The 10441-nt window shown below is 77.2% G+C and carries 7 protein-coding genes and 1 pseudogene; 6 read left to right on the top strand and 2 right to left on the bottom strand.

Annotation, left to right across the window (positions count from 1 at the left end):
• From PSR1_RS17955 to lipB, 5 genes are all read left to right on the top strand, one after another.
• The coding region (locus PSR1_RS17955; RefSeq protein ID WP_160309034.1) for a 2-oxo acid dehydrogenase subunit E2 at nt 1-657 on the top strand (657 nt) is incomplete at its 5' end.
• Nucleotides 654-1430 (top strand): TatD family hydrolase, encoded by a 777-nt coding sequence (locus PSR1_RS17950; protein ID WP_059438818.1) that lies wholly within the window; start codon nt 654-656, stop codon nt 1428-1430. The genes PSR1_RS17955 and PSR1_RS17950, both read left to right, overlap by 4 nt.
• 33 nt (nt 1431-1463) lie before the next feature.
• Nucleotides 1464-2318 carry a ThiF family adenylyltransferase gene (locus tag PSR1_RS17945; protein WP_059438817.1) on the top strand — a complete coding sequence of 285 codons (855 nt, stop codon included), beginning with the start codon at nt 1464-1466 and terminating at the stop codon, nt 2316-2318.
• 200 nt (nt 2319-2518) lie between these two features.
• Complete coding sequence (lpdA, locus tag PSR1_RS17940; RefSeq protein ID WP_059438816.1) at nt 2519-3973, top strand: dihydrolipoyl dehydrogenase; 1455 nt, start codon at nt 2519-2521, stop codon at nt 3971-3973.
• A 68-nt stretch (nt 3974-4041) separates the two neighbouring features.
• Nucleotides 4042-5139, top strand: a complete 1098-nt coding sequence (gene lipB / locus PSR1_RS17935; protein ID WP_059438815.1) for a lipoyl(octanoyl) transferase LipB — start codon at nt 4042-4044, stop codon at nt 5137-5139.
• Here the strand turns inward: lipB and PSR1_RS17930 are convergent.
• Nucleotides 5123-6478, bottom strand: coding sequence for a serine/threonine-protein kinase (locus PSR1_RS17930; RefSeq protein ID WP_059438814.1), 1356 nt, complete (start codon nt 6476-6478; stop codon nt 5123-5125). The genes lipB and PSR1_RS17930 overlap by 17 nt on opposite strands.
• Nucleotides 6479-6505: 27 nt before the next feature.
• Between PSR1_RS17930 and PSR1_RS17925 the strand changes: the two genes are divergently transcribed.
• On the top strand, nt 6506-8128 hold the full coding sequence (locus tag PSR1_RS17925) for an OPT/YSL family transporter (protein ID WP_059438813.1): 1623 nt from the start codon (nt 6506-6508) through the stop codon (nt 8126-8128).
• A gap of 25 nt (nt 8129-8153) precedes the next feature.
• On the opposite strand, the pseudogene PSR1_RS17920 reads toward PSR1_RS17925, so the two are convergent.
• Nucleotides 8154-10441, bottom strand: a pseudogene (locus tag PSR1_RS17920) (serine/threonine-protein kinase PknK); the annotation flags it as partial.

The raw sequence follows: 10441 nt of genomic DNA, 5'->3' as shown, positions 1-10441 counted from the left end.
GAGAACATGGCGCGCTCGAAGCGGACCGCCGCGCACTTCACGTTCGTGGAGCAGGCGGACGTCACCGAGCTGGTGCGGGTGAAGGACCGGATCGCCGCCGCCGCGAAGGAGGAGGGCGTGAGGGTCACGTTCCTGCCCTTCGTGGTGAAGGCGGTGGTGGCCGCGCTGCGCAAGTTCCCGAAGCTGAACGCGTCGCTCGACGACGAGCGCGGCGAGATCGTGGTGAAGCACCGCTACGACGTCGGCGTGGCCTCGGCCACCGACGCGGGCCTGGTGGTCCCGGTGATCCGCGCCGCCGACCGCCGCTCGCTCCTCGACCTCGCCCGCGAGATCGAGCGGCTCTCCCAGGACACCAAGGCCGGCCGCATCCGGCCGGAGGACCTGGGCAGCTCGACGTTCACCATCACCAGCCTGGGCGCGCTGGGCGGGCTGTTCGCCACCCCGGTGCTCAACCACCCCGAGGTCGGCATCCTGGGCATCCACCGCATCCGGCCCACGCCGGTGGTGCGCGATGGGCAGATCGTCGCGCGCGACGTGATGCACGTGTCGCTGACGAGCGACCACCGCGTGGTGGACGGGCACGAGGCGGCCGCGTTCACCTACCAGGTGATCAAGTACCTCGAGGATCCCAACCTGCTGTTCATGCAGCTGGTGTGATCGACTCGCACTGCCACCTCGACGGGCGCGCGTTCGACGCGGACCGGGCCGAGGCGCTGGCCCGGGCGCGCGCCGCCGGGGTCACCGACGTGGTCGTTCCGGCGGTGGGGCCGGACGGCTGGGCGGCGCTCGCGGCGTGGTCCGCCGCGACCCCGGGCGTCCACCACGGGCTCGGCATCCACCCGCAGCTCCTGCCCGAGCTCGACGCGCGCGGCGACGACCGCCGGCTCGCCGACCTCGAGGCCGCGCTCGCCCGCGGCGGCGCGGTGGCGGTGGGGGAGTGCGGGCTCGACGGGCCCAGCGTCGAGGCGGGCGCCCGCATGGATCGCCAGGTGGCGGTGCTGCGCGAGCACCTGGCGCTGGCGCGGCGCTTCCGGCTGCCGGTGATCCTGCACTGCCTGCGCGCGCACGAGCCGCTCCTGGCGCTGCTCGCCGAGGCGCCGCTCCCGGCGGGCGGCGTGCTGCACAGCTTCTCCGGCAGCGCCGACCAGGTCCGCGCCTACCTGCCCTCGGGCCTGCACTTCTCCTTCGCCGGCCCGCTCACCTACGAGCGCGCCCGCAAGCCGCTCGACGCCGCGCGGGCGGTGCCGCGGGAGCGGCTGCTCGTCGAGACCGACGCGCCCGACCAGACCCCGCGCCCGCACCGCGGCCGCAACGAGCCCGCCTACCTCCCCGGCATCCTCGCCGCGCTGGCGGGCGCGCTCGGCGTCGGCGCGGCGGAGGCGGACGCGCTCACCACCGCGAACGCCCGGGCGCTGTTCCGGCTGGCTTGAGCGCCGCCCGCGGCCGCGCTACACCGGGCCCGCATGGCCGGCGACCGCCCCGTCTCCCCCCGCCTCGATCGCACCGCCCGGCTGCTCGGGCTCGAGGCCATGGACCGGCTGGCGCGGGCGCACGTGGTGGTGCTGGGGATCGGCGGCGTCGGGACGGTCGCCGCCGAGGCGCTCTGCCGCGCCGGGGTCGGCCGGCTCACGCTGGTGGACGGCGAGCGGATCGAGGAGACGAACGCGAACCGCCAGCTCCACGCGCTCGACGGCGCCTTCGGCGAGCCCAAGGCCGAGGCGCTGGCGGAGCGGCTCCGCCGCGTGGGCCCGGGGGCGCGGGTGGACGCGGTGGTGGAGCGCTACGACGAGGGCAGCGCGGCGCGGCTCGTGCCGGAGGGCGCGTCCTTCGTGGTGGACGCGATGGACACCGTGGTGGCGAAGCTGCACGTCATCGCCCGCTGCCTGGAGCACCGCATCCCCATCGTCACCTCGCTCGGCGCGGCGCGGCGGCTCGACCCCACCGCCATCCAGGTCACGGACCTCTGCGAGACGCACACCGACCAGCTCGCCAAGGACGTGCGCAAGTACCTGCGCCGCCGCTTCGGGATCTCGGCCACCGCGCCCACCGGCGTCACCGCGGTCTGGTCGGTGGAGGCGCCGCGGCCGACGCTGGCGCTGCCCGGGGACGAGGCCGGCATCCCCGGCACGCGCCCGCGGCTGCCCGGCGAGCGGCGCCGCGAGCCGAAGTGCTACGGGAGCGCCATGTTCGTCACCGGGGCGTTCGGCCTCGCCGCGGCCGCGGCCGTCGTCCACGCGCTCGGCGGCGTGGCCCCGGTCGCGCCGCGCACGCTCTCCGAGGCGGAGGCGAAGCGCCGGCGCAAGCCGCGCAGCCGCTGACGCGGTGCAGGGCGGGACCGTGCCGCCGGGCCGGGCCGCGCGGCCGCGCGCACCGGGCGGCCGCTGCCCGGACGGCCGGGCGCAGTGCCCTGTCCGGGAAGGCATTTTGCGTTTACCCGGCCTCATCCCGCCGTTAAAGTCCGCGCGTGCGCGGGGATGCCCGCGCGTCGATCTTCCAGCGCCTTCATCGAGGGAACGCCATGCCCACCCAGACCTACGACGCCATCGTGATCGGCGCCGGCACCGGCGGCTACCCGGCCGCCATCCGCCTCGCGCAGCTCGGCAAGAAGGTCGCGCTCGTCGAGAAGGACGCCACGCTGGGCGGCGTCTGCCTGAACTGGGGGTGCATCCCGTCGAAGGCGCTCATCGCGGCCGCCAACCTGGTGGACGAGATGCGCGGCGCCGCCGATCGCGGCATCATCGCCGAGCCGCCGCGCGTGGACGTCCCGAAGCTGCGCGAGTTCAAGGACGGCGTGGTGAAGAAGCTCACCGGCGGCGTGGCGCTGCTCGAGAAGGGCAACGGCGTCGAGGTGGTGCGGGGGACCGCGACCGTGGTCGGCCCGACCGCGGTCGAGGTGGCCGGCAAGGACGGGCAGAAGACCCGCCTCGAGGCCGGCGCGATCCTCGTCGCCACCGGCGCGCGGCCCATCGAGATCCCAGGGTTCGCGTTCGACGGGAAGGACGTCTGGAGCGCGCGGGAGGCGGTGGATCTCCCCGAGGTGCCGAAGCGCCTGGTCTGCATCGGCGGCGGCATCATCGGCATGGAGCTCGGGACCGTCTACGCGAAGCTCGGCGCGGAGGTGACGTTCCTCGAGGCGCTGCCGCAGGTGCTCACCGGCGTCGATCCGGACGCGGTGCGCCTGGTGCAGAAGGGGCTCCGGCAGCGCGGCGTCGCCGTGCACGTGAACGCGAAGGCCAAGGGCTACGAGCGCCGCGGGAAGGAGCTCGTCGTCAAGGTGGAGATCGACGGCAAGGAGCAGGAGCTCGCCTGCGACAAGATCCTGGTCGCGGTCGGCTTCAAGCCCAGCTCGGCCGGCTTCGGCCTGGAGCAGGTCGGCGTGAAGATCGGGCCGAAGGGCTTCATCGAGGTCGATCAGCAGTACCGCACCAGCGTGCCCACCATCTTCGCCGCCGGCGACGTGACCGGCCCGCCGCTGCTCGCGCACAAGGCGTCGAAGGAGGGCGAGATCGCGGCCGAGGTCATCGCCGGCCACAAGACCGTGCGCGACTGGGTGGCGATGCCCACCGCCATCTTCACCGACCCCGAGGTCGCCGCGGTGGGGCTCTCGGAGGAGGAGGCGCGCAAGCAGGGCTACGACCCCATCGTCGGCAAGTTCGCGTTCGGCGCGCTGGGCCGCGCCATCGCCATCCACCACACCGAGGGCTTCGTGAAGGTGGTGGGCGATCGCAAGACGAAGCTGCTGCTCGGCGCCAGCATCTGCGGGCCCGAGGCGGGCGACCTCATCGCCGAGGCCGCGCTGGCGCTGGAGATGGGCGCGTACCTCGAGGACGTGGCGCTCACCATCCACGCCCACCCGACGCTGCCCGAGGCCTTCAACGAGGCCTGCCGCGCCGCGCTCGGCGAGGCCATCCACATGCTGAACCGCCCGGAGCGCCCGAAGAAGGGCGAGGCCGCCGCGGGCGCCCGGGCCTGACGCGCGCGCTCCGCCGGGCGCGCGGCGCCGCCCCCGGGCGGCGCGCGGGACCGGCGGGGAGGGGACCGATGCCGCGCGTCCTGCGCACCTACCGCCTCGGCCGCGTCGAGTACGAGGACGGGCTCGCGCTCATGCGGCTCGCCGGCGACGCCGTCCGCGCCGGCACGCCCGCCGGGACCGACTTCCTGTTCCTGCTCGAGCACCCGCCGGTGCTGACGCTCGGGCGGAGCGCCGGGCGCGAGCACATCGTCGCGGCGCCGGCCTGGCTCGAGAAGCAGGGCTTCGAGATCCACGAGACCGACCGCGGCGGCGACGTCACCTACCACGGCCCCGGCCAGATCGTCGGCTACCCGGTGCTCGACCTGAACGGCCGCAGGGACGTGCGGCGGTACGTGGGCGCGCTGGAGGAGGCGATGATCCGCACCTGCGCCGACTTCGGCGTCGAGGCGGGCCGCCACCCCGAGCACCGCGGCTGCTGGGTGGGGCGCCGGAAGATCGGCGCCATCGGCGTGCACCTGTCGCGCTGGATCACCTCGCACGGCTTCGCGTTCAACGCCCGCACCGACCTCGCGCACTTCCAGGTGATCGTCCCGTGCGGCATCGCCGACCCGCGCCTGGGCGTGACCAGCCTCGAGGCCGAGCTGGCGTCGCGCAGCCGGGCCACGCCGGAGCAGGCCGAGATCGAGAACCGGCTGGCCGCGCACCTCGCCGACGTGCTGGAGCTGGCCCGCACCGACGCCGGGCCCGACCTGCGCACCATCTCGGTGGTGCCGGTGCGCGCGGACGGGCGCGTGCTCCTGCTCTGCCGCAGCGCCGAGCGCGGCGGCTTCTGGCAGCAGGTGACCGGGCGCATCGAGCCGGGCGAGTCGCCGGAGCAGGCCGCGCGGCGGGAGCTGCGCGAGGAGACCGGCGCCGACCTGCCGGTGGCCTCGCTCGGCTACCGGCACGCGTTCGGCCTCGACCCCAGCGTCAACCGCGTCCGGCCGGGCGCGCTGGTGGTGGTGGAGGAGGTGGCGTTCGCGGCCCGGGTGCCGGACGGCTTCGAGCCGCGCCTGTCCGGCGAGCACACCGAGCACGCCTGGGTCACCGGCGAGGAGGCGGCCGCGCAGCTGCGCTTCCCCGGGCTGCGCCGGGCGGTGCGGCTCGCGCTCAGCGCCCGGCGCTGAGCCCCTCGAGCGCCTGCGCCGTCGCGACGAAGCCGCCGGGCGCGTCCCGGACCCACTCCGCGATCCGGTACACCGCGCCGCCCGCGCGCCGCTCGCCCGGGCCGAGCCGGATCTCGCCCGCGTGCAGGCACACCTCGACCCGGCAGCGCGCCCCCGCCGCGCGGGCCAGCGACTCGCTCAGCCCGGCCCCGAGCTCGGCGGCCTCGGCGCGCGCCGCGCGCGCCGCCTCGGGCACCGCCGGCAGGACGCGCGTGGCGAGCAGCGTCCCGCTGGCGCGGACGTCGATCTCCCACCCGGCCGCGGCCAGCCGGCCCGCGGCGGCGTCCTCCAGCTCGAACAGCGCCAGGACGTCGCCGGGCTCGAGCCCGCGCGCCGGCGCCAGCGACACGTGCAGGACGGCCGCGCGGGCCGCGTGCTCCTCGGCCTGGCCGGCCAGGCCCGCCGCCGACCGGAGCGCCTCCAGGAACGCGGGCGCCGAGCCGAAGCGCTCGTCGGGGCGCTTGGCCAGCGCGCGCTCCACCACCGCGTCCACCGCGGTCGGCACCGGCGCGAGCCGCCCCGGCCGCGGGGGCGGCGCGCTGAGGTGGAGCCGCTCCAGCTCGAACTGGTCCTCCGACCAGAACGGCAGCTCGCCGGTGAGGAGCTGGTAGAGCAGGACGCCCAGCGCGTAGACGTCGGCGCGCGCGTCCACCGCCTCGCCGCGGATCAGCTCCGGCGCCATGGCGTGCGCCGAGCCCAGCCGCTCGCCGGTGACGGTGATGCTCGGGTCGTCCGGGCCGGCGGCGTGGGCCACGCCGAAGTCGAGCAGCTTCACGCGGGGCGGGTCGCCGGTCTCCACGAACACGTTCGACGCCTTCACGTCGCGGTGCACCACGCCCGCCTGGTGCGCGGCGTCGAGCGCGGCGCACACCGGCGCGAGCAGCTCGACCGCCTCGGGCAGCGACAGGCGCCCGCGCGCGAACACCAGCTCGAGGAGGCTCCGCCCCTCCAGCAGCTCCATGGCCACGAAGGGCCGGCCGTCGGCGAGCGCTCCCAGCTCCAGGATCTCGACGACGTTCGGGTGGCTGAGGCGGGAGAGGATGCGCGCCTCGCGCACGAACCGGCTCGCCATCTCCGGCGACGCCGCGTAGACGTGCGACAGGACCTTCACCGCCGCGCGGCGCCCGGTGGCGCGGTGGGCCGCGAGGTAGACCACCCCGTGCCCGCCCGCCGCGAGCGAGCGGACCAGCTGCCAGTCCCCGGCGAAGGCGCCCGTCGAGAGCGTCTCCGGCGCCGGGGCGCGACCTCCAACCGGGGGCGTGATGCCGGGGAGGGGAAGGGTGGCCTTTTCTTCGGGCATCCTCGATCCCCGGTTTAGCATGGGCGCGTGAGCCTCACTCCCCGCGCCGTGCTGGCCGGCTCCGTGTTCGGCCTGCTCCTGGCGGCGGGCAACGTCTACATGGGGCTCCGGACGGGGTTCTGGGAGATCGGGATCGTCACCGCGACGGTGCTCGCCGCCGCGCTCTACCCGGCGCTCCGCCGCCGGGTGGATCCGGTGGAGGTCACGGTCATCCAGTCGATCGCCACGGCCACGGGGGCCGGTCCGGCGGCGGCGGGCCTGCTCGGCGCGGTCCCGGCCCTGGCCCTCCTGGGCGCGCCGGCGCCGGCGTGGGCGGTGATCGGGTTCGGGATCGGCGCCGGGGCGCTGGGGGTGCTGCTGGCGCACGGGCTCCGCCGGCGCCTGCTCGAGGACGAGAACCTCCCGTTCCCGAGCGGGATCGCCGCCGCCGAGGTGCTGCGCACCGCGGGGAGCACCGGCGCGCGCCCGCTCGGCCTCGCCGCCGCACTCTCGGCCGCGTTCACCGGGCTCCGCGACGGGCCGGGGTGGATCCCCGCCACGCTGCTGGCGGGCGGCCGGCTCGGCACGCTCGGCCTGGGCATGGCGCTCTCCCCCATGCTGGTCGGCGCGGGGGCGCTCGTCGGGGTGGCCAACGCCAGCGCGCTGGCGCTGGGCTCGGCGCTCGCCTGGTTCGTGATCACGCCCGCGCTGCTGCGGGCCGGCGTCCTCCCGGAGCTCTCCTACGTGACCGCCGCGAGCTGGCTGCTCTGGCCCGGCGTCGGGCTGGTGATCGGCGGCGCCGTGGTCTCGCTCGTCGCCGACCTGCGCGCGTTCGCGGCCGGGATGGCGGACGTGGGGGCGCTCGCGCGCGGCGCGTCGCGCTCGGCCGGCACCGTCGCGCTCACCGCCGGCGCCGTGATCCTGATGATCGGCGCGGCCCACGCCGGGCTGGGGCTCGACCTGGGCGCGGCCGTGCTGGTGGCGCTGCCCACGGTCATCGGCACGGTGGCCTGCGCCCGCGTCGCCGGCCGGACCGACGTCTCGCCCATCGGCGACGTCGGCCAGGTGCTGCAGGGCAGCGCCGGCGCGCTCGGAGCGGGCGCGGTGGGGGCGACCGGGGCCGGCGCGCTCGCCGCCTCCATCGCGAGCCAGACCACCATCTCGCTGTGGTCGCTGCGGGCCGGCGCGCGCCTCCGGGTCGCGCCGGCGCTCCAGCTCCGCGCCCAGATCCTGGGAGTGGTGCTCGGGTCCGTGGCGGCGGTTCCGCTCTACACCGCGTTCGTGCGCGCGCACGGGCTCGGGTCCGCGGAGCTGCCGGCCCCCACGGCCCTGCGGTGGCAGGCGCTGGCGGAGGCGGTCGGGGAGGGCGGACACCTGCCGCACGGCGCGCTGGCGCTGCTCGGGGCGAGCGCGATCCTGGGCATGCTGCTCGAGCTCGCCGGGCGCCGCCGGGCGCAGGGGAGGCTGCCGAGCCCCGGCGTGGTCGGGCTCGGCTTCCTGGTCCCGGCGCACTACGTCGGCGCGATGGTGGTGGGCGCGCTCCTCGGCGCGTGGGCGGCGCGGCGGGGCCGGGGCCGGTACGTGGAGCCGGTCGCGGCCGGTGCCATCGTGGGCGAGTCGGTGGTCGCGCTGACGGTCGCCGCGCTCATGAGCGCCGCCGGCCCCAGGTGATCCGGCGCGCCGTCGCGGGATCGCGTCAGCGGGGGACGGGCGAGGTCCCCGGCTCGCCCTCGATGCGGGCCAGCGACAGCCGGAGCCGCCGCTGCATCACGTTGGGGATCCGCGCCGCGAGCTCGAGCGCCTCGCGCATCGCCCTGCGCGCCTCGTCGTGCCGGCCGGCGCGGAGCGCCGCCAGCGCCCGCAGCTCCTGCACCTCGATCGGCTCCTGCTCGACCGACTCCGCGCGGGAGCGCTCGCAGAGCCGGTCCCACTCGGCGGGCCCGGCCCGGTCCAGCGTCAGCTCGACGGCCGCCTCGAGCACGGCGTCGGACGGGGCGAGCCGGGCCGCCGTCCGCGAGCGCTCGGCCTGGCGCACCTCCTCGAGCCAGCTCCGGGCCGCGTCGGTGTCGCCCACCCAGGCGTGCAGGCGCACCATGAGCAGGCGCGCCAGCGGCCGGGTCGCCACCTCGAGGTGCCGCCGCTCGATCTCGACGGCGCGGTGGACGTGCGGCAGGGCGGCCTCGGGAGCGCCGGACCAGTAGTGGAGCTCGGCGGCGTTGAACTGGCCGATGTACTCGATCCCGACCATCCCGAGATCGCGGCCGATCCGGACGAACGCGGCCTGGTCCTCCAGCGCGTGCCCGAGCTCGCCGCGCGCGATCCAGACGCTGCGGCGGTTGTTGAGGGCGGACGCGAGGTGGAGCGCGTCGCCGCGGGCGCTCGCGATCGCGAGGGCCCGCCCCAGCCCGCGCTCCGCGTCGGCGATCCGCCCGAGGACGGGGAGGGCGGCGCCCCCGAGCACCAGCGCCACGACCAGCGTCTCGTAGCCCTCGTCGCCGAGCGGCTCGGCCAGCACCGCCGCCGCCTCCACCGCCGCGGCGCCCTCCTGCCAGCGGCCCGCCCGCAGCATGGCCCGGCCGCGCGCCACCATGAGCCGGGCGGCGAGCAGCGGGCTCGGGCTGGTCCCGGCCAGCGCCTCGGCGGCCCGCAGCCGCTCCGAGGACGCGCCGTAGTCGTTCATCCAGTCGAGCGCGGTCGCCTCGTCGAGCAGGCACTCGATCTCGCCGCTGCGGTCGCGGAGCGCGCGGGCGGCGGCCGAGGCGGCGCCCAGGTCGGAGATGGCGTCGCGGTACCGGCCGAGCCGGTACCGGACCAGCCCGCGCCCCCGCAGCGCGGAGAAGCGGCCCCGCTCGTCGTCCTCGGCGAGGAGCGTGAGCACGCGGGTGTAGTGGGTCTCGGCCTCCACGTACGCGTGGCGCCCGCGCAGCGCCTCCGCGATCCGGAGCCACAGCGACGCCGCCTCCGGCCGCAGCCCGCAGGCCTCGGCGTGCACCGCGAGGCGGGGCAGCCGCTCGCCCTCCGGGATGTCGGCCGCGAGCAGGTAGTACCGGAACGCGGCGCGGTGGACCGCGCGCCGCTCCGGGTCCGACGCAGAGGCCGCCACCGCGTCGCGGAGCATGGGGTGCCGGAACGCGACGCGGTCCGCCCGCTCGGTGAGCACCCGCAGCTCGACCAGGCGCCGTGTGGCGACGTCCGGATCCAGGCTCACCAGCGGGCCGCCGCCCTCGCGATCGAGCTCCGCCACGATCCCGGCGACCTCCGCGCCCGTGACCTCGTCGGCGAGCAGCGCCACCAGGCGCGCGTGCGCGCCCAGCGCCTCCGGGAGCAGCGCCAGCTCCTGCTGGGCCAGCCAGTCCACCAGCGGAAGATCCGGCACGCGGTCCAGCTCGTCGGTGGCGACGTACCAGTTGCCGTCGGCCGCCTGCTGCCGCACCAGGCCCTGCGCGCGGAGCCCGCGCACCAGCTCGACCAGCAGCACCGGCACGCCGCGCGCGCGCTCGATCAGCCGGGCGATGGCGCGCGCCGGCACGTTCTCCGCCGGGAGCAGGAGGCGCCGGCACAGCTCCGCCGACTCGTCCGCGCCGAGGGGGCCGAGGGAGAGGTGGATCGCGCGCGCGGCGCGATCGCCGAGGGTGGGGCGCGCCGTGGCCAGCGCGGGGCGGCCCAGCGCGCACACGAACAGCGGGACGTCCGCCTCGGCGAGCGCCGCGTACTCGAGCGCGTCCAGCGCGGCGGTGTCGGCGAAGTGCGCGTCGTCGAGCAGGACGCAGAGCGGGCGCGCCCGCGCGCGCCGGCGCAGCGCCTCGCCGGTGGCGCGCATCGCGGCGGTCCGGAGCGCGCCCGGCGCGGCGCGCCACTGCCGGAGCGCCGGCTCGTCCGACCGGACCCAGCCCAGCGCGAGCGCGACCGGGGCCCACGCCTCGCGCCGGCGTCCGGGACCAGGGCGCCGAGCAGGCGCGGCCGCGGTCGGCGGGCGCCGCGGCC

The organism is Anaeromyxobacter sp. PSR-1, assembly GCF_000964525.1.
Lineage (GTDB): Bacteria > Myxococcota > Myxococcia > Myxococcales > Anaeromyxobacteraceae > Anaeromyxobacter.
This window is presented reverse-complemented; position numbering and strand designations above follow the sequence as displayed.